Below are 19,468 nucleotides of genomic sequence, written 5' to 3' on the forward strand. Positions count from 1 at the left end.
TTGACCGGCTAGTCCTACATAGGTAGGTTCATGACATGGAACCGTTGGTCCGCGTCACCGCACCCACGCTCGACGTCCTCGCCGCCCTCCTCGCCGCCGAGGGGCCGGCCTGGGGACTGCGGCTCATCAAGGAGCTCGGTCGCCCGTCCGGCACCGTCTACCCGATCCTCGAACGACTCGAGCGGCAGGGGTGGATCACCTCGGACTGGGACGACGACGCCGATCGGCCCGGCCCGCGTCGCCGCCTCTACGAGTTCACCGCCGACGGGCAGCAGGCCGCGACCGACCTGGTCGCCGCCCGACGCGCGGCCGAGGCCAGCGCCTCCCGTCCCGCCACCCGTCCGAGCACCCGGCCGGCGACCTCGTGAGCGCCCTCAGCCGTGTCCTCGTCGACACCGCGGTCGCCGTCTCGCCTGCCGAACACCGGACGGTCCGCCGCGAACAGTGGCACGCCGACCTGCGCGACGCCGCCGAGGTCGGGCTCTCGCCGACCGCCCTGGCCGACCTCAGCCCTCCGCGGACACACCCGTGGCGAGGACCACGCCCCCACCCTGGTAGACAAGACCGTGTGAGCGACACGCACCTCGAGATCGAGCGCACCTACGACCTGTCCGCCGACGCGGCGCTGCCCGACCTGGTCGGCGCCGGCGGCATCATGCAGACCGACACCCAGGAGCCGTTCGAGCTCGACGCCACCTACTGGGACACCCAGCGGTACGACCTGGTCGCCGCCCACGTCACCGTCCGTCGGCGCACCGGCGGACACGACGCCGGCTGGCACATCAAGCGCGCCGAGTCCGACACCGTCCGCCACGAAGAGCACTTCCCGCTCACCGAGGACCCGGACACCGTGCCCAGCGAGGTCCTCGCCGCACTCTTCACCGAACGGCGTGGCCGCGGACTGCACCCCGTCGTCCGGATCACCACCACCCGCACCGTCACCCGCCTGCTCGACGAGGACGGTGACCAGGTCGGCGAACTCGCCGACGACCAGGTCGTCGCCGAACGCCTCGACGACGACGCGCCGGCCCACCCGACCACGTGGCGGGAGGTCGAGGTCGAAGCCGTCGAGGGCGTCGACCCGCAGATCGCGCACGAGCTCTTCGCCGCCCTGGACGGTCGGTTCGCCGCCGTCGGCGCCGGCCCCGCCGCAGTCGCGTCCAAGCTGGCACGTGGGCTGGCGGGGGCACCGGCACCGCGCCTCCAGGCCGAGGAGAAGCCGCACAAGGGCACCGCGGCCCGCGCACTCACCAAGCGGTTGCGGAAACTGCGGGGCACGCTGCTCCGCCTGGAGGCCGGACTGCGGTCCGGCGCTCCGACCGACCTGTCCGAGGTGGCTGAGACCGCCCTCGGCATCGCCGCGGTCCTCGGCTCCTACCGGCCGGCGTTCACCGACGGCGACGAGATGGACCGCGCCGCCGCTGCGGCCGATGCGCTCGCGGCCGTCACGGCACGAGCCGCCCTGGCTGAGTACCTCGTCGACCGGTTGCCGCGGGCCTCCAGCCCGGCGCAGGAAGCCCTCATCGACTCGATCACCCGCGAGCGGATCCTGGCCTCCACGCGCCAGCGCCGCGATGACGCCACCCGCGAGGTCCTGCTGTCCCTGCACGAGGAGTCGTTCCTCGAACTGCTCGACGCCCTCGACGACGCCGTCGAACGCCCTCAGCCGACCGAGTGGGCACTCCGCGACCCGAAGCGCGTCGCCCAGGACGTCTCGGCGATCGAGAAGCCGCGCGTCCGCGACCTCGTCCGTGCAGCGGTCGGAGACGACCCCGCCGACGAGGCCGGTGACCGCGAGGCCACCCAGCGCGCCTGGCACGCCACGCTCCGGGCCCGGATGGCGATGGACGTCCTCGGCGACGACGCGTTCCCGCACGCGCTCTGGAAGCGGATCGGCACCGCGGCCGACGTGCTGACCGAGCGGGTCCGGTCGCTGCACGCGCTCGAGCAGCTCCGCGTGCAGGCCGGCATCGCCGAGCGCGCCGGAGAGGGCACGTTCGGGTACGGCGTCCTGGCCGGCGACCGGGTCCGCGTGGCCGAGGAGTCCTACGACGAGGCGGTGCACGCGCTCAACCGCGTGTGACGGTCTGTCCGTCCGCACACGACGACGGCGCGCACCCGAGCAGGGTGCGCGCCGTCGTCGTGAGGCCTGCTGCCTGTCAGCCGGCCGCGATCGGGTCCGCGCTCGCCGCCGCGGGGGAGACGTCGGCCAGGCCGAGCACGTCGAGCAGCCACGCCAGCTCGGACGCACGCTCCTTCCACGAGTCGTACCGACCGCTGACGCCACCGTGTCCGGCGGACATCTCGGTCTTCAGGAGCACCGGGGCGCCGACCTCCCGCAGCTTCGCGGTCCACTTCGCCGGCTCGACGTACAGCACGCGGGTGTCGTTGATCGAGGTCACGGCGAGGATGCGCGGGTACTGCACGTCGTCGCGGACGTTCTCGTACGGGGTGTACTCGCTCATGTACCGGTAGACCTCGGGGTCGTGCAGCGGGTCGCCCCACTCGTCCCACTCGATGACGGTCAGCGGCAGGTCCGGGTCGAGGATGCTCGTCAGCGCGTCGACGAACGGCACCGCGGCCAGGATGCCCGCGAATCGCTCGGGCGCCAGGTTCGCGACGGCGCCCATCAACAGACCGCCGGCGCTGCCACCCTCGGCCACGAGACGCTCGGGTGTCGTCCGACCGCTGTCGATGAGGTGCTCGGCGACCGCGACGAAGTCGGTGAAGGTGTTCTTCTTCGTCAGGGTCTTGCCGTCCTCGTACCAGTGACGGCCCAGTTCGCCACCACCGCGGACGTGGGCGACGGCGAAGACGACACCGCGGTCGAGCATCGACAGACGCATCACGCTGAAGCCCGGGTCGATCGAGTGCTCGTACGAGCCGTACCCGTACAGGTGCAGCGGGGCCGGGGCGTCTGCGTCGACGGCGTCACGGCGCCACACGAGGGAGATCGGGATCCGTGTGCCGTCGGACGCCGTCGCCCAGTCGCGCTCCTGCACGTAGTCGGCCGGGTCGTAGCCGCCCAGCACCGGCTGCCGCTTGAGCACCGTGACCGCACCGGTCGCCAGGTCCAGGTCGCTCACCTCGGACGGGGTCACGAAGGACGTGTAGCCGAGCCGGAGCGTCGGCTGGTCCCACTCGGGGTTGCCGCCGAGGCCGGCCGAGAACAGTGCCTCGTCGAAGGGGACCTCGTGGGCGTCGCCGTAGCCGTCGCCCTCGATCGGGATGATCGCGATCCGGGGGAGTGCCTCGGACCGGTACTCGAGCGCCAGGTGCCCGGCGAAGGCGTCCACCGACTCGATGCGTCGTTCGGGGTGGTGCGCGACGACGACACGGCGGTCGGACTCGGACGTCGGCTCGTCGGCGGGGACGTCCACCAGCTCGAAGTTCTCGGCGCCGTCGTTGTGCAGGACGAGCAGCCGGTCGCTGCCGCCGACGATGGCGTGTTCGATCTCGTACTCGACGCCGTCGCGACGGGGCCACACGACGCGGAACTCACCGGTCGGGTCGGACGCGTCGAGGACGAGCGCCTCGGAGGTGATCTTCGACCCGAGCTCGATGACGATGTACTGCGACGAGCGGGTCACACCCACGCCGACCCAGTAGCGGTCGTCGGGCTCCTCGAACACCACGACGTCGGCGTCCGCCGAGGTGCCGACGGTGTGGCGCCAGATGCGGTCCGGACGCCAGGAGTCGTCGACGGTCGGGTAGAACACGTAGCGGCCCGAGGGGTCGAACGTGGCGCCGGCCCCGGTGTTCGGGATCGTGTCGCCGAGGTCCTGCCCGGTCTCGAGGTCACGGACGGCCAGGGTGTAGCGCTCGTCGCCCTCGACGTCGACGCCGTAGACCAGCCGACGACCGTCGTCGCTGATGTCGTAGGTGCCGAGCGAGAAGAAGTCGTGCCCCTCGGCCAGGGCGTTGCCGTCCAGGACGACCTCTTCGCCGGGCAGGGTGCCGGCGCTCGCCGATCCCGCAGTGTCCGCCTCGAGCGACGGCGGGGTCCAGTCGTCCGGCCCGCTGATCGGGGCGCGGCACTGCACGCCGTACTGGCTGCCCTCGCTGGTCCGGGTGAAGTACCACCACTGGCCCATGCGCACGGGGACCGAGAGGTCGGTCTCCTGCACGCGGGTCTTGACCTCGTCGAAGAGCCGCTCACGGAGGGCGCCGAGGTGCTCGGTCTGCGTCTCGGTGTACCGGTTCTCGGCTTCGAGGTACGCGATGGTGTCCGGGGACTCCTTGTCGCGCAGCCACTCGTAGTCGTCGACGAAGTCGATGCCGTGGTGGGTCCGCGTACGAGGCCGCTTGGCGGCGGTCGGCGGGGTGGTCACGTCGTGCTCGCTGGTCACCGGCCCACCCTATGCGCTCAGGATGGAGGCCCGACCCGGCTCCGGGACAGCGGCTGCCGGTCCGACCTGCCTCGGTCCGGCCTGCCTCGGTCCGGCCTGCCCCGGTGTCGGCACCGCCGCCGCCCGGATGCGCTCCGCCAGCGCATCGAGTTCCGCCAGCACATCCGACGCCACCCACGCCCGGTCGCGTCGCCGCTCGGTCACGGGGCGCAGGACGCCCGCGTCGACCAGCTCGTCGATGACCGCGTCCGTCCACGGCAGGTCCGGTGGCAGCGCGGCGGTGATGGCCGCTTCGGTCAGCACCGGGTCGGCGAGCAGGACGCGCAGCACCGTCGAGTCGTGAGCCACACGGGACCCGGGACCCGAGTGGTGCACTGCGGCACGGTCCCGCTCGAGCTCGTCCAGCCGGAGGGCCGCGTACTCGACCTCGTCGCACACGGTGCCGATCGCCGCGGCGACCAGGCGCACCACGCCGTCGACGTGCCCGTCCCGGTAGCGGACGAGTTCGGCGAAGTACCCGGCCCGGTCCGCCACGAGCGCCGCCGCGACCGGGACCACGAGCGAGGAGGTCAGTCCGCGCCGGCGGAGCACCGCGTTGACCAACGCCCGGCCGACCCGCCCGTTGCCGTCGGTGAACGGGTGCACCGACTCGAACTGGGCGTGCGCGATCGCCGCCTGCACGACCGGGTCGAGGTCGTCGCGATCCAGGAACGCGAACAGGTCGTCCATGGCGTCGGGGACGTCGTCGGCCGGTGGCGGGACGTAGGCGGCGTCCCGCGGTGACGCGCCGCCACCGATCCAGTTCTGCACCTGCCGCCAGCGCCCGGCCTCCGGACCGTCGACCGGGTCGTCCCGCATCAGCACCGCGTGCGCGTCGAGCACCGAGCGTTCGGTGATGCCGCCCTGCCCGGCGTCGTCGATCATCGCCCGCAGCGCCGCGGTCGCGCCGACCATCGCGGTGGCGCTGCCGTTCGCGCGGATGCCGACGAGGGCGCGGGCGTAGTCGTCGAGCGTCGCGTGCTCGTCCTCGATCCGGGAGGACGAGACGGCCTCGGTCCGGGCGAGCAGCAGGTCGAACGTCGCGGTGCGGTCGCCCAGACGCCGGTCGAGGTCGGCGAGCCGATCGGCGACCCGCGACACCAGGCCGGCGGTGTCCGAGGACGGGGTCCAGGTGCGGTCCGCGATCCGCGGCGGCAGGGAGCAGCGGACCGAGCGGACCATCCGGTCGGCTCGTGGCGGCCGGCCGCTGCTCCGCCACGGGCGGGTCGTCGTCCGGTGCGCAGGCCAGCCGGGCCGGGTGTCGTCAAGGTGCATCGTGCCTCCGCTCGTCGGGTCCGACAGAAAGTACCGACCACCGAGCGCGCAGCACCAAGAACCTGTATTCCGTACACGAACCCCGTGGCGTGCGGCGACGGCATCGGTAGCGTTGTGGGATGACTGACAACTCGTTCGTGATCACCGGTGCCCACGTCGTCCCCGTCGACGGCGCACCGTTCGACGGCGGCGCGGTCGTCGTGCAGGACGGCCGCATCACGGCGGTCGGACCCGACGTCGTGGCACCCGACGGCCTGCCCGTGGTCGACGCCGCTGGCGCCTGGCTCCTGCCCGGCTTCGTCGAGGCGCACGGCCACGTCGGCATCCACGAAGAGGCGAACGGTTCGGCGGGCAACGACACGAACGAGATGACCGGCCCGAACATGGCTGCCGTCCGGGCCATCGACGCGGTCGACATCGACGACGAGGGCTTCCGTGACGCCCTGTCCGGTGGCATCACGAGCATCGTCGTGAAGCCCGGCTCCGGCAACCCGATCGGCGGGCAGACCGTCGCGATCAAGACCTGGGGCGGCCGGACCATCGACGAGCAGCTCATCTCGGACGCCGTGAGCATCAAGAGCGCCCTCGGTGAGAACCCGAAGCGCGTCTACGGCGAGAAGGGGCAGACGCCCTCCACCCGCCTCGGCGTCGCCAAGGTGATCCGTGAAGCGTTCGTCGCCGCGCAGGACTACCGCGCGGCCCGCGACGCCGCCCACGCGAAGGACGAACCGTTCACCCGCGACCTCACGAAGGAAGCACTGGTCCGCGTCCTCGACGGCGAGCTCGCCTGGGACCAGCACACCCACCGGCACGACGACATCGCCACCGCGGTCCGTCTCGCAGAAGAGTTCGGCTACCGCCTGGTCGTCAACCACGGCACCGAAGCACACAAGATCGCGGGCCTGCTCGCCGAGAAGGGCATCCCGGTGATCTACGGGCCGCTGTTCACCAGTCGCTCCAAGGTCGAGCTGCGCGATCGCGGCATCCCGAACCTCACGACCATCGCTGCGGCCGGCGTCCGGGTCGCGATCACCACCGACGCACCCGTCGTCCCGATCAACATGCTCGTCACCCAGGCGACGATGGCGGTCCGCGACGGGCTGCCCCGACAGACCGCGCTCGAGGCGATCACCTCCGCGCCGGCCGACATCCTCGGCTTCGGTGACCGGGTCGGCCGCATCGCCGAGGGACTCGACGCCGACCTCGTCCTCTGGGACGGCGACCCGCTCGACGCCACCAGCCGCGCGCAGCGGGTGTGGATCGAGGGCAAGCAGGTCTACGCGTACGTCGACGGACAGGGTGTGACGACCCCGCGCTGGTGACGACACGGATCGACACGTGACCAGGCGTCGGGCGGGAGGCGCGGCGCAGGCCCGCACCGCGCCTCCCGTCCGACCCTGGGCTCGACCAGGCCAGGCCGGTGCGGGCCGGGCCGGTGCGGGCCGGGCCGGTGCGGGCCGGGCCAGGCCCTGTTCAGTCCTGGCGCGACAGCAGGAAGTCGTTGATCCGCTCGGTCATGCCGAGGTCCATCTCCTGCGGCACGCCGTTCACCGTGTGGATCGGCGCGGCCTGCCGGATGCTCGACACCAGCCACAGCGCGTCCGCGGCCCGCAGGTCGTCCAGGGTGACGAGTTCGTAGGCGGTCTCGATGCCCTCCTGCTCGGCGAAGCGGAAGACGTCGGCCTGCGTCGTGCCGTCGAGGATGCCGATGTCGGTGCGCGGGGTGACGAAGCGACCGCCGACGGACATGATGAGGTTGGCGCGGGTGCCCTCGAGGACGTAGCCGTCGGTCGAGATGAAGAGCGCGTCGTCGGCACCGCGTCGGACGGCCTCGCGGAGCGCCGCCATGTTGATGGCGTAGGACAGCGTCTTCGCTCCCTGCAGCAGCCACGGCGAGGTCCGTTCGACGTCGTGCCGGTAGCCGCGGTCCAGCGTGACGACCCCGATGCCCTCGGTGCGGTCGCGGGTCTGGTCGGCGGACGGTGCGGCGTAGACCCAGCCGGTCGGACGGCCGAAGCCCTCGACGCCGCGGGTCAGGACGGTCTTGGCGGAGGCCTCGCGCACCGGGTCGAGCCGCGCGCAGGCGGCCTCGATCGCCTGACGCCAGGCGTCCAGGTCCGGCTCGGGCAGGTCGAGCTTCGCGGCGGACCGGCCGAAGCGGGCGAGGTGCGCCTCGAGGGCTTGCGGACGGCCGTCGATGACCGTGATCGTCTCGAACACGCCGTCGCCCCGGGTGAGGCCGAGGTCCATCACCTGGATGTGCTCCTCGAGCGGCTTCGCCCAGGTGAACGCGTCGGCCTCCGGGTCGTGCGGCGCTGCGGCGCGGGAGGGCTGGTTCAGGACGGCGAGGACGGTGTCGGTCATGCCCCCATCCAACCCCAGACCGGTGTCAGCGAGCACCGGTGTCAGCGAGCGCGGGTGTCAGCGAGCGCGGTTCTCAGCGCGCACCGGGCAGCGCGTCCATCAGCTTCCAGACGGCCTCGGTGAGTTCCGGGTGCTGGAGCGCGATGCGCCGGAGGCGGTGGTACTCCTCGCCGTGCTCAGTGCGCTGCCCCGATGCCGGGTGCGACGACCACTGTGCGCTGCGCTGACCGATGCGGACGTCGACCTCCATCGCCTCAGCACGGAGGATCAGGACGACCTGCTCGTCGACGCTCGGCAGCGTGTGCATGAAGTCCCAGGGATCGTCGCCCTGCCGACACCGGTGTTCGACGATGACCGAGATCTCCTCGGCGGCTTCCGCGCGCAGCACCTCGAGGCTGCGCCCCGTCCTGCGAGACTCAGCCATGACGCCCCCACAGCACGCCTGCCATGCAACGAGCGTACGTCATCGGATCGGCCACACTGGACCACATGACGGAGCGCGACGAGAGCAAGACCCAGCACCCGGCCGTCGTCGTCGTGTACCTCCTGCGGGACGGTCCGGACGGGCCGGAGGTGCTGCTCGGCGAGAAGCGACGGGGTCTCGGCACCGGTCGTGTGGTCGGCCCCGGCGGCAAGCGTGAGGGCACCGAGACGGCGGTCGAGACCGCCGTGCGCGAGGTGGCGGAGGAGGTCGGCCTCCATGTCGACCCGGCCGACCTGGAGGCCCGTGGCACGTTGGACTACCGGTTCCCGTTCCGCCCGTCCTGGTCCCAGGTCTCGGACGTCTTCGTGTGCCGCCGCTGGCAGGGCGACCCGTCGGGCGGCGACGAGCTGGAGCCGCGCTGGGTGCCGGTCCGGGACGTCCCCTACGACGCGATGTGGGACGACGCGCGCTACTGGTTGCCCGCGGTCCTCGACGGGGGCCAGGTGGACGCCCGGGTGGTGTTCGCGGAGGACAACGCGTCGGTCGCCGGGTTCACCGGGACGGGGATCGGCGAGCCGGTCTGAGCAGACGCGCCGGACCTGCCGGACCTGCTGCACCGGCGCGGCCGGGCCGCAGAGCGCCCGTCAGCGTGCGCGCTGCGTGGGGGTGGTGCCGGTGCGGGCGGCTTCGGCCTCGGCCATGACGTCGGCGTCCCCACTCTGCCCACCGAGCGGGCGGACGAAGAAGTCGACGACGCCGAACGCGATCGCGGCGATGAGGGCGAACATCGCCCAGCCGTCCCAGAGCCCGGCGACGCTGCGGCCACCACTCGGCGCGAGCACGATGCTCGTGACGTAGGACAGCGCCGCGATGACGAGGAAGACGACGACGATCGTCATGAGCAGGCGGTGCCAGGCGGTTCGGGTCATGATCGGACCAGGATAGCCGTCGGCCCGGCGCTCATCGACGGGCCCTCCCCGCCGGGCACTCACCGACGTGGGTTCAGCGGCTCGTTCTCGAGTCCGTCGCGGCCGCCGGTGAAGACGTCCCCGGCGGCACGTTCGTCCTCCCAGTCGTCGTCGCGCAGGACCTGCAGCGTCCCGGTCTCGGTCGAGATGAGGCCGTTCCGCTCGAGTTCGGCGTCACGCTGGCGGCCGAGGAACTCACGGTTCGCGGTGTTCGCGTCCTGGAACATCGTGGTCCGGCCGGTGACGATCGCGCGGATCCGACGGCGCTCCCACCACTTCTTGCCGAGGAACATCAGGACGAGCCCGGCCGCGGCGTAGCAGCCCATCGTGATCAGCCCACGCTCCGGGCCCGGGCCGACTCCGTAGAGCTGGTGCTTGATCATGTCGACCATGCTCGAGCCGACGACGACGTTGTTGAGCCAGGCGAACGGCTCCGGCATGAACCACTTCGGGTAGGCGCCACCGGAGGACGGCATCGACAGGAAGACGAAGCAGATCATGGCGGGAGCGGCGATGAACCGGCCGACGAAGTAGCTGAGCCCGTTGACCGCCAGGCCGATCGCGACGATCCAGCCCCACGCGATGAGGACGAGCGGGACGAAGTGGCCGTGGATGGCACCGACGACCGGGCCGGCGAGGGTGTTCGTGATGAGCGAGATGACCAGACCGCCGGTGACGATGACCGCCATCCGGGTGCGGTGGCGGAGCGGGCCGCCCATGATGCCGATGAACATCGCGACCATGTAGCCGCCGATGCACCACGCGAGCATCACGTACATCCCGACCGTGCCGTACTCGTCGTACGCCGGCAGGGGCGCGAGCTCGGTCACCCGCGGAGCCGCCAGGCCGGCACCGGTCAGGACGGCGCTCAGGGTCGCGGGCACCAGGTTCGCGACCTGGAACTGGTGCGCGCTGGCCTTGAACAGCTCGTTCGCTGACGGGTCGTACGCGACGGCGATCGTCCCGGCGAGGACATCGCGCTTCGCGCTGGCGAGCGAGTCGTAGGAGGAGAACAGGTACTCGCCCGGGAGCGCCTTCTGCACGGCTCCGACGAGGGTCTGGTCGCTGCCGACGATGCCGATCGGCACGTCGTGCGGGTGCGGGGCGTGGAACGCGAAGACGTAGCAGAGGCAGAAACCGACGATGAAGAACAGCGGCATCCACAGCTGGAGCCCGATGAGCTGCAGCGACGGGTGCAGGGTGGCGTACCACCGGCGGTAGCGGCCGATGTGTTGCTTCGGCGGCGGCGTGGGGCGTGCCTCCCGGCCGGGTCGGTGTGCCGGGCGTGACCGGTCGTCCGCGACCCGCGCCGTGTCGCCGGCGCTGCGCGTCGGGAGGTCGTTGTTCCTGCGTGCTTCGTTCCGCGGCGTGCTCACTCGGCGGTGCGCTCCTGTCCTGTCGTCTGGCATCCCAGGGTACGCCTGGGTACCGGAGTGAGGACCGGTCAGGAACGACTGCGGGAGGCCTGCGCCGAGTCCATCGCGAGTTCTTCCGCATCGAGGGTCACGAGCACGCGGCGCATGACCTCTTCGTCGAGGTTGCCCTTCTCGCGCTCCTCGAGGACGATCTCGCGCCGGCGGTCGAGCAGCTCGCGGCGGATGTCCTGGATCTGCGCACCGCGGAGACGCATCGCGGTGTTGCGGTCGTCCGTCTCTTCTTCCTCGGCGTCCTGCCGGAACGTCTCGGCCTGGCGCTCCAGCCGGGCCTTGAGGCGGGAGACCACCGAGTCGACGGCGTCCGAGCCGTACCGCGTGCCCCACTCCGGACGGCGCTTGTCGAGCAGTTCGATCGCGGCGACGGTGGTGCGCTGGTTGAGCAGCATCTCGCTGCGGCGGTCCTTGTCGTCCTCGCCCGGGTCCTGCACCTTGAGCGCCCGGATCACGAACGGCAGCGTCAGCCCCTGCAGCAGCAGGGTGCCGACCGTGACGATGAACGCGATCACGAAGATCGTGTCCTGGGCGGGGATCTTCGTCGGGCTCGCGACGACCGACACCGCGGCGGCCAGCGTCACCACACCACGCATGCCGGTCCACGAGATGACCGTCAGTTCCCGCCAGTTGAGCCTCGGTTCGGCCGTACCACGGATCCAGCGCAGGGAACGGTGCCCTCGGGAGGCGCGGATCCGCAACGGACGGATGAACCGGCCGTGCAGGCGGTTGCGTGCGTACGACTCGAAGATGAAGAGCGGACGGACCACGATCACCACCACCAGGACGACGGCCGCGGCGGTCAGCGTCTGCCCGAGGCTCCGCTCGCTCTCGACCAGGTCCTGCACGACCGTGTTGAGCTGCAGCCCGATCAGCGCGAAGACGAAGCCCTCGAGGATCACGTCGACACTCGTCCAGAGCGGACGCTCTTGCAGGCGGGTCGCGTAGCCCTCCTTGGGGGAGTTGTAGCCGATGTACAGCCCCGCCGTGACGACCGCGATGACGCCCGAGCCGGAGAGCTCCTCGGCCAGGATGTACGCCACGAACGGCAGCAGGATGCTCATGATCGTCTCGACCACCGGGTCGTTGATCCGCATCCGGATCCAGTGCACGACCACGCCGAGGACACCGCCGACGACCAGGCCGACGCCGATCGCCAGGCCGAAGATGCCGAGGTCCTGCCAGATCGTCAGCGATGCGCCGGCGATGATCAGCGTGAACACCCGGACCAGCGTCAGGGACGCGGCGTCGTTGATCAGGCTCTCGCCGGACAGGACCGTCATCACCCGGCGGGGCAGCCCGAGCTTGCGGCCGATCGCCGCCGCGGACACCGCGTCCGGCGGCGCCACGATCGCACCCAGGAGGATCGCGGCCGGCCACGTCATGTCGGGGATGATCAGGTAGGCGGCCAGGCCAACGGCGAGTGCCGTGATGATGACGAGGAAGATGCCGAGTCGTCGGATCTGCTTGATCGACCCGCGGAAGCTCTGCCACGACACGTCGAGCGCCGCCGAGTAGAGCAGCGGCGGCAGGACCACCGTGAGGATGACCTCCGAGTCGATCTCGATGTGGGGCAGACCGGGGATGAACGACACGCCGAGGGCGACCGCGGTGACGAGGAGCGGAGCGGGGAGTCCCCATGCGCGGGCGAACCCGGTGACGGCGAGCGATCCGACCAGCAGGATGAGCAACTCGGCGATGTCCACGGGGCCATCTTCCCATCCCGAGGGTGTGGACCTGAGCAGACGTGAAGGGCAGATGAACAACAGGTGTCTGCTCGGCTTGCCCGATGCCCCTCCGCCTGGGACACTTGCCCGCGGTGGACATCACGCTCATAGTCGTCCTGGTCATTGCGTTGGCCCTCTTCTTCGACTTCACAAACGGTTTTCACGACACCGCCAACGCAATGGCGACCCCGATCGCGACCGGCGCCATGAAGCCCACGGTGGCGGTCTCCGTCGCAGCGGTGCTCAACCTCGTCGGGGCGTTCCTCAGCACAGCTGTGGCGACGTCGATCTCGCACGGGCTCATCAACGAGGGACCCGGTGGCGTCGCCATCAGTCCGGAGATGATCTTCGCGGGGCTGATCGGCGCGGTGGTCTGGAACATGATCACGTGGCTGCGCGGCCTGCCGTCGTCGTCCTCGCACGCGCTCTTCGGTGGCCTCATCGGCGCCGCGATCGTCGGTGCCGGGTTCGACTCGGTGAACTACGCGGCGCTGCTGACGGTGGTGATCATCCCCGCCTTCCTGTCGCCGGTGATCGCGGCCCTGGTGTCGCTGCTCGCCACGCGGATCGCCTACCGGATCACCCGTCGCCCGGTGTTCCCGAACGAGCGCGGCGGCTTCCGCGTCGGCCAGATCTTCACCTCGTCGATGGTGTCGCTCGCGCACGGCACGAACGACGCGCAGAAGACGATGGGCGTCATCACGCTCACACTCATCGCGTCCGGTGCCCAGTCGGCGAACCAGGGCGTGCAGTTCTGGGTAGTCGTGGCGTGTGCGCTCGCGATCGCCCTCGGCACCTACACCGGTGGCTGGCGCATCATCCGCACCCTCGGCTCCGGCATCACCGAGATCCGGGCGACGCAGGGCTTCGCGGCCGAGGCCTCGACCGCCGCGACGATCCTCGCCTCGAGCCACCTCGGCTTCGCGCTCTCCACCACGCAGGTGTCTTCGGGCTCGATCATCGGCGCGGGCCTCGGCCGCCGCGGGTCGAAGATCCAGTGGTCGACCGCGGGCAAGATCGTCATCGCCTGGTTCATCACCCTGCCGGCAGCCGCCGCGGTCGGAGCGATCGCCTCCGGCATCGCCCGCTTCGGCGTGATCGGCCTGGTCATCGACGCCGTCGCCGGTGGGATCGTGGTCCTCGGCCTGTACCTCTGGTCGCTGCGCAAGCCGCACGACTCGGCCATCGAGATCGACGTCGCCGCGAACGCCGTGCTCACCCGCAAGGAGCAGCGCGGCCTGCAGCGCAAGAAGCGTGCCGAGGCCGTCGCCGCCCGCCGCGCCGAACTGAGCCGTGAGCGGACCCTCCGCCGCATGGCCGGACGCAAGGGAGGCCGTCGCTGATGGGCATCGACTGGGGAGCGTTCCTGCTCGTGGCACTCGTCGCCGTCGTCTCGGCCTGCTTCGTCGTCTCCGTGTACTCGGTCGGGCTGCGGTTCTGGAGCGCCGCCGACACCCGTGCGGGCAAGTACACCGTGAAGGACGACGGCACGATCGGCCCGGCCACCGCCGGCTTCCCCGACCCGAACGCCGCAGCCGGCGCCGTCCGGATGCTCCGGGCGCTCGCCGTGGTCTGCTTCGTGCTCTGCGGTGCGGCCGTGCTGTACGGCATCTACCTGATCGTGCCCGCCTTCCACTGACGCGCGGCGCGTCCCCTCCGGCAGCGGCCGGCCTCCGGGCCGGCCGTTGCTGCGTTGTGGGGTGCGCCCGTCCGCCCTCGGCGCCGCGAGCGGGCGGAATGCCACAGTGCGTGGCGGACGCACCACGCGTTCTCGCCCGCTCGCCGTCTGCGGGCCGGGAGGCGCGTGCCGGGCTGGTCCCGCGCCTCCCGTCCGTCCTCGATGGCGTGAGCGGGCGGAATGACAGGGTGCGTGGCGGACGGACCGCGCGTTCTCGCCCGCTCGCCCTCGTCCCTGGGGTGAACGGGCGGAGTGCCAGGGCGCGTCAGCGGGTCACGGCGCGTTTGCGCCCGCTCGCCGTCGGATCGGCGTGCTTGGCGGACGGGAGGCGCTTGGTTGGCTGGTGCCGTGCCTCCCGTCCGCCTCGTGCGTGAGCGGGCGGAATGCCAGGGGGAGGTCGCGGACCACCCGCGCGTTCTCGTCCGCTCGCGGTCGTCCCTGAGGCGAACGGGCGGAATGCCTGGGCAGGTCAGCGGGCGGACCTCCCGTTCTCGCCCGCTCGCCGTCGGACCCGCCTTCGGCCGGCGGCAGGGGAGGCGCGGGGCGGGCCGGCCCCGTGTCTCCCGTCCGCCCGTAGGCATGAGCGGGCGGAACGTCAGAGTGCGCGGCCGTCGCACCACCCGTTCTCGCCCGCTCGCGGACGCCCCGAAGGTGAGCGGGCGGAATGCCAGGGCGCGTCAGCCGTGCGCGGCACGTTTGTGCCCGCTCGCCGACGGGGAGGACCCGGCCGCTGGCGGCCGGGAGGGCCGGGGCGGGCTGGTGCAGCGCCTCCCGTCCGCCCTGTGGCGTGAACGGGCGGAACGCCAGGCCGGGCGGCACGCGCACCAAGCGTTCCCGCCCGCTCGCCGCCAGAGAAGCCGGCGGCTGGCGGACGGGAGGCCCGTGCCGGCCGGGTGCCGTGCCTCCCGTGCCGCGGGTGGTGAGTGGGCGGAATCCCGTGGTGCAGGACGAGGTGCCCCTGGTGTTCCGCCCGCTCGCGCTCCGCCTCGCCCACCCGCCCGCTCGCGCTCCGCCTCGCCCACCCGCCGGCGCGCTCTGCCCCGCCCCGCCGACGTGCCCTGCCCCACCCGCCCCCGCCGCACCCACCCGCGCCCGCCGCACCCGCCGCGCCCACCCGCACCCGCACCTCCCGCACCGGCCGGACGGTCGCGGACTACCCTCGACACGTGACCCGCGACGGAGAGGAACACCACGTGACGAGCGCTGCCACCCGCACCGAGACCGATTCCCTGGGCTCGAGGGAGGTGCCCGTCGACTCGTACTGGGGCATCAACACCCTCCGGGCGATGGAGAACTTCCCGATCGCCTCCGTGCCGATCGCGGTGTACCCGGACCTCGTCGCGGCCCTGGTGACCGTGAAGCAGGCGGCAGCCCGGGCGAACCGGGCGATCGGGGTCCTCGACGACGAGCGCGCCGACGCCATCGACCGTGCCGCGCAGGAGGTGCGTGACGGTGCCCTCCGCGACCAGTTCGTCGTCGACGTGGTCCAGGGCGGCGCCGGCACGAGCACGAACATGAACACGAACGAGGTCCTGGCGAACCGGGCCCTTGAGCTCCTCGGCCGCGAGCGGGGCGACTACGCGTACCTGCACCCCATCGACCACGTGAACCGCAGCCAGTCGACGAACGACACGTACCCGACGAGCATCAAGATCGCGATGATCTACGGGGTGCGCCGTCTGGCCGACCAGTTGGAGCAGCTGTCGGACGCGTTCGCCGAGCGGGGCCGCGCCTTCGCGGACGTCCTCAAGGTGGGTCGGACGCAGCTGCAGGACGCCGTGCCGATGACGCTCGGGCAGGAGTTCACGGGCTTCGCGCACACCATCCAGGAGGACGTCGTCCAGCTCCGCCGCGTGGTGCCGCTGCTCGGTGAGATGAACCTCGGCGCGACCGCGATCGGCACCGGCATCACCGCGGATCCGCTCTACCGCGACGAGGTCCGCAGACAACTCGCCGAGGCGTCCGGCGTCGACGTCGTCACCGCGCCGGACCTCATCGAGGCGACGAGTGACGCCGGCTCGTTCATGACGCTGTCCGGGACGGTGAAGCGCAGTGCGATGAAGCTGTCGAAGATCTGCAACGACCTGCGACTGCTGGCGTCGGGGCCGCAGGCGGGCCTCGGTGAGATCACGCTGCCGCCGCGGCAGGCCGGGTCCTCGATCATGCCGGGCAAGGTGAACCCGGTGATCCCGGAGGTGGTGAACCAGATCGCCTTCGCCGTCGCCGGCGCAGACACCACGGTGACGATGGCGGCCGAGGGCGGGCAGCTGCAGCTCAACGCCTTCGAGCCGATCATCGCGCACTCGATCCTGCAGTCGCTGCAGTGGATGGCCCGCGGCTGCGCGACCCTCCGCGAGCACTGCGTCGTCGGCATCGAGGCGAACGAGGCCAAGCTCGCCGCGCAGGTCGACACGAACGTCGGTGTCGTCACCGCGCTGACGCCGTACATCGGCTACGCGGCGGCGGCGTCGATCGCGCACACGGCGTTGACGACGTCGACGCCGATCTCCACGCTGGTGATCGCGGCGGGCCTGATGGACGAGCACCAGGTGCACCGCGTCCTCAGCCCGGCGCGCCTGTCCGGCATCGAGATGGCCACGGGGGCGATCCCGGTGATCACCGAGGCGATGCTCCAGCAGCACGCCCGCGACGCGGCCCCGCGTCCGCCGCAGGCCTGACCCGACCCGCAGGCGAACCAGCTTGACCCCCTGACGGACGGGAGGCCCGTGGCGGCCCCACCACGCGCCTCCCGTCCGTCCGCGGCTCACGCAACGAGCGCAGTGCCGCTCAGGGCATCGGCCGCTCGCCCGCGCGCACCTGCCCCGCCACCCGCCGGAGCTCGTCGTCCTCAGGTGAGGCCTCGTCGTCGGGGAGCTCCGCCGCCGCGGCCCGCACCTGCGCCGCCGCCGCGATGTCCTGGTCCCGCCAGCGGGCCAGCGTGAAGTTCCGGGTGACGTCGCGGAGCGGCAGCCGGATGGTCTCGTCGGCCTCGATGCCGGCGAGCAACTGGCGCATCCGGATCACCTCGGAGTCGAGCTCCCCGCCGACGACGAGCACGAAGTTCGAGATGTACAGGTACACGAGCAGCAGCAGCGCCCCGCCGAGCCAGCCGTAGGCGCGGTTGCCGCCGCCGATCGTCTCGACGTAGACCGCGAAGCCGACCGTGGCGATCGCCCAGGTGCCGATCGCGAAGCCGGCGCCGGCGGAGACCCACCGCAGCTGCGGCGTCCTGACGTTCGGGGTGGCGGTGTAGAGCACGGCGACCATGACCACCAGGTCCGCGGCGAGCACCGGCCACTTCGCGACGTTCCAGACGTCGTCGATCCAGGACGGCCAGCCGACCTGCTGCACGATCGCGGCGGAGATCACCGGGGTGCCGAGCAGGATGACGAGTGCGACGGCGCCGCCGACCATGATCAGCAGCGTGACGAGGAGCATCATGCTGCGGAACTTCCAGATCCGCCGGCCCTCCTCGACCTCGTAGGCGGTGTTCATCGCCCGGCCGAACGCGGTCGCGTACCCGGACAACGACCACAGCGTCAGGACGAGTCCGACGGTCGCGCCGAGCCACGGGTTGTCGAGGGTCAGCAGCTGCCGCAGCGGGGTCTCGAGGTGCTCGGCCGTCTCGGGCCGCACGATGACGCCGAGGATCCCGATCACGTCCGCGACGCTGTCCCCGCCCTGGTCGACGACGGCCAGCAGCGACACCACGGTCAGGGCCGTCGGGAACACGGTGAGCAGCGCGAAGAACGTCAGCGACGCAGCCGAGTCGACGACCCGGTGCCGGATGACCGAGTGGTACGTCCGACGCACCACCGCCCGGGCACCCGAGCGGCGCAGGTCGCGTTCGCGGCTCGCCGGCATGGGATCGACCGTACCGGCTCCGTCAGTTCGCGTTCGGGTGCAGGGCGTCGTACCGGCGGAACGAGGGGACCAGCCGGAGCAGCAGGGCGACCAACGCGATGATGAGGACACCGCCGATCACCGGCGGGTACGCGAACCCGGCCGCGACGACCAGCCCGGCGTACAGGTCGCCGACCCGCGGGCCGCCGGTCACGACGACGATGAAGATGCCCTGCAGTCGACCGCGCATGCCGTCCGGTGCGGCGGCCTGGAGGATCGTCCCGCGGAACACGCTGCTCACGTTGTCCGCACCGCCGGCCACCGCGAGGAACAGCGCGCAGAGCGCCAGCGCCGGCAGGATCCCGGTCGAGAACGTCTCGGACGGCCGCCCGCCGAGGAGGTGCGCGCAGGCGACGACGACACCGAACGCCGCGATCGCCCCGCCGTAGACCGTGATCGCCCAGCCGACGGCCTCGCCCTGGCGTCTCACGTGGCCGAGCGGCCCGGAGAAGATCCCGGAGAGCAGCGCACCGATCGCGTACGCCGCGGTGAGCGCCCCGACGGTGATCGACCCACCGCCGACGACCAGCGCGCCGATCGCCGGGAACAGCACGCGGGGCTGGCCGAAGGTCATCGCGATGATGTCGAGCACGAAGGTCATCGTGATGTTGCGGGAGCGCCGGAGGAACCTCGCCCCCTCGATCAGCGACGACAGTCCGGGGCGCAGGGCGTCGTGCTCCGGGGCCATCCGGGGCAGCGTGATCACCCCGAGGAACGCCGCACTGAACAGGACGACGTCGACCGTGTACGTCGGCGCGAAGCCGAACGCGGCGACGAGCACCCCACCGACCGCCGGGCCGACCGTCACCGAGAAGCCGGCGCTGATGCTGTTCAGGGCGCTCGCCGCGGGCAGCAGCTCGATGCCGACCAGGCGTGGCACGATCGCGGCGCGGGAGGCCCCGATGACGGTGCCGGCGACGGCGTTCACCGTGACCAGCACGTAGAGCAGTGCGACGCTGTCGAGGCCGAGCCAGGCGTGCGCGGCGATCATCGCGGTCGACACCCACGCCAGGACTGCCGACACGAGGGCCACGGTGCGGCGGTCGAACGCGTCGGCGAGCATCCCGCCGTACAGACCGGCCAGGATCATCGGCACCAGGGAGATCACGCCGACCAGGGACACCATGAAGGTCGAGCGGGTGATCTCGTACACCTCGAGCCCGACGGTGACGCTCGTCATCATCGTGCCGATGCCGGCGATCGAGCTGCCGATCCAGAGTCGGGCGAAGGCCGGGGACCGGCGGAGCGGGGTCAGGTCGGCGAACAGGGAGCGGCGGGGCTTCGCGGGGGCATCTGGTGTCACGGTGGAACCAT

Annotated in this window: 16 protein-coding genes; 7 read left to right on the top strand and 9 right to left on the bottom strand. The window is 71.7% G+C overall.

The annotated features are described in order from the left end of the window. Window positions 1-35: 35 nt before the first annotated feature. Window positions 36-368, top strand: a complete 333-nt coding sequence (locus SOM35_RS02025) for a PadR family transcriptional regulator (RefSeq protein ID WP_301222367.1) — start codon at window positions 36-38, stop codon at window positions 366-368. Window positions 369-568: 200 nt separating this feature from the next. Further along, a complete protein-coding gene (locus tag SOM35_RS02030; protein WP_320514209.1) occupies window positions 569-2,083 on the top strand; it encodes a CYTH domain-containing protein in 1,515 nt (504 codons plus the stop codon). 76 nt (window positions 2,084-2,159) lie between these two features. Here the strand turns inward: SOM35_RS02030 and SOM35_RS02035 are convergent, their stop codons facing one another. Both SOM35_RS02035 and SOM35_RS02040 read right to left on the bottom strand, forming a co-directional pair. Continuing rightward, window positions 2,160-4,349, bottom strand: a complete 2,190-nt coding sequence (locus tag SOM35_RS02035) for a S9 family peptidase (RefSeq protein ID WP_320514210.1) — start codon at window positions 4,347-4,349, stop codon at window positions 2,160-2,162. A gap of 9 nt (window positions 4,350-4,358) precedes the next feature. After that, entirely contained in the window at window positions 4,359-5,570 is a 1,212-nt protein-coding gene (locus tag SOM35_RS02040) for a Fic family protein (RefSeq protein ID WP_320514211.1), read from the bottom strand. A 212-nt stretch (window positions 5,571-5,782) separates the two neighbouring features. On the opposite strand from SOM35_RS02040, the gene SOM35_RS02045 reads away from it, so the two are divergent. Beyond that, window positions 5,783-6,985, top strand: a complete 1,203-nt coding sequence (locus SOM35_RS02045) for an amidohydrolase (RefSeq protein WP_320514212.1) — start codon at window positions 5,783-5,785, stop codon at window positions 6,983-6,985. A 151-nt stretch (window positions 6,986-7,136) separates the two neighbouring features. Here the strand turns inward: SOM35_RS02045 and SOM35_RS02050 are convergent, their stop codons facing one another. Together SOM35_RS02050 and SOM35_RS02055 are read right to left on the bottom strand one after the other, a co-directional pair. Beyond that, window positions 7,137-8,027 carry an aminodeoxychorismate lyase gene (locus SOM35_RS02050; RefSeq protein ID WP_320514213.1) on the bottom strand — a complete coding sequence of 297 codons (891 nt, stop codon included), beginning with the start codon at window positions 8,025-8,027 and terminating at the stop codon, window positions 7,137-7,139. Window positions 8,028-8,100: 73 nt separating this feature from the next. After that, entirely contained in the window at window positions 8,101-8,451 is a 351-nt protein-coding gene (locus tag SOM35_RS02055) for a tryptophan synthase subunit alpha (protein ID WP_111076232.1), read from the bottom strand. Between the two features lie 65 nt (window positions 8,452-8,516). Between SOM35_RS02055 and SOM35_RS02060 the strand changes: the two genes are divergently transcribed. Further along, entirely contained in the window at window positions 8,517-9,035 is a 519-nt protein-coding gene (locus SOM35_RS02060; RefSeq protein WP_320514214.1) for an 8-oxo-dGTP diphosphatase, read from the top strand. Window positions 9,036-9,095: 60 nt separating this feature from the next. Here SOM35_RS02060 and SOM35_RS02065 read toward each other — a convergent pair whose 3' ends face one another. From SOM35_RS02065 to SOM35_RS02075, 3 genes are all read right to left on the bottom strand, one after another. After that, window positions 9,096-9,380: a hypothetical protein gene (locus tag SOM35_RS02065; RefSeq protein ID WP_111076234.1), complete on the bottom strand. Its 285-nt coding sequence runs from the start codon at window positions 9,378-9,380 to the stop codon at window positions 9,096-9,098. A 59-nt stretch (window positions 9,381-9,439) separates the two neighbouring features. Beyond that, complete coding sequence (locus SOM35_RS02070) at window positions 9,440-10,795, bottom strand: ABC transporter permease (protein WP_320514215.1); 1,356 nt, start codon at window positions 10,793-10,795, stop codon at window positions 9,440-9,442. A gap of 68 nt (window positions 10,796-10,863) precedes the next feature. Beyond that, on the bottom strand, window positions 10,864-12,552 hold the full coding sequence (locus SOM35_RS02075) for a cation:proton antiporter (protein ID WP_221850557.1): 1,689 nt from the start codon (window positions 12,550-12,552) through the stop codon (window positions 10,864-10,866). A 113-nt stretch (window positions 12,553-12,665) separates the two neighbouring features. On the opposite strand from SOM35_RS02075, the gene SOM35_RS02080 reads away from it, so the two are divergent. The 3 genes from SOM35_RS02080 (at window position 12,666) to SOM35_RS02090 (ending at window position 16,929) form a co-directional block, all read left to right on the top strand. Continuing rightward, window positions 12,666-13,916, top strand: coding sequence for an inorganic phosphate transporter (locus SOM35_RS02080; RefSeq protein ID WP_111076237.1), 1,251 nt, complete (start codon window positions 12,666-12,668; stop codon window positions 13,914-13,916). Further along, complete coding sequence (locus SOM35_RS02085; RefSeq protein ID WP_111076238.1) at window positions 13,916-14,212, top strand: hypothetical protein; 297 nt, start codon at window positions 13,916-13,918, stop codon at window positions 14,210-14,212. Before SOM35_RS02080 ends, SOM35_RS02085 begins: the two co-directional genes overlap by 1 nt. Window positions 14,213-15,417: 1,205 nt before the next feature. Next, on the top strand, window positions 15,418-16,929 hold the full coding sequence (locus SOM35_RS02090; protein ID WP_253462260.1) for an aspartate ammonia-lyase: 1,512 nt from the start codon (window positions 15,418-15,420) through the stop codon (window positions 16,927-16,929). A gap of 109 nt (window positions 16,930-17,038) precedes the next feature. On the opposite strand, the gene SOM35_RS02095 is transcribed toward SOM35_RS02090, so the two are convergent. Then, window positions 17,039-18,115 (bottom strand): YihY/virulence factor BrkB family protein, encoded by a 1,077-nt coding sequence (locus SOM35_RS02095; RefSeq protein ID WP_320514216.1) that lies wholly within the window; start codon window positions 18,113-18,115, stop codon window positions 17,039-17,041. A 22-nt stretch (window positions 18,116-18,137) separates the two neighbouring features. Beyond that, window positions 18,138-19,457 (bottom strand): MFS transporter, encoded by a 1,320-nt coding sequence (locus SOM35_RS02100; RefSeq protein ID WP_320514217.1) that lies wholly within the window; start codon window positions 19,455-19,457, stop codon window positions 18,138-18,140. Between the last annotated feature and the right edge of the window lie 11 nt (window positions 19,458-19,468).

It is taken from the genome of Curtobacterium sp. CFBP9011, assembly GCF_034045095.1.
GTDB lineage: Bacteria > Actinomycetota > Actinomycetes > Actinomycetales > Microbacteriaceae > Curtobacterium.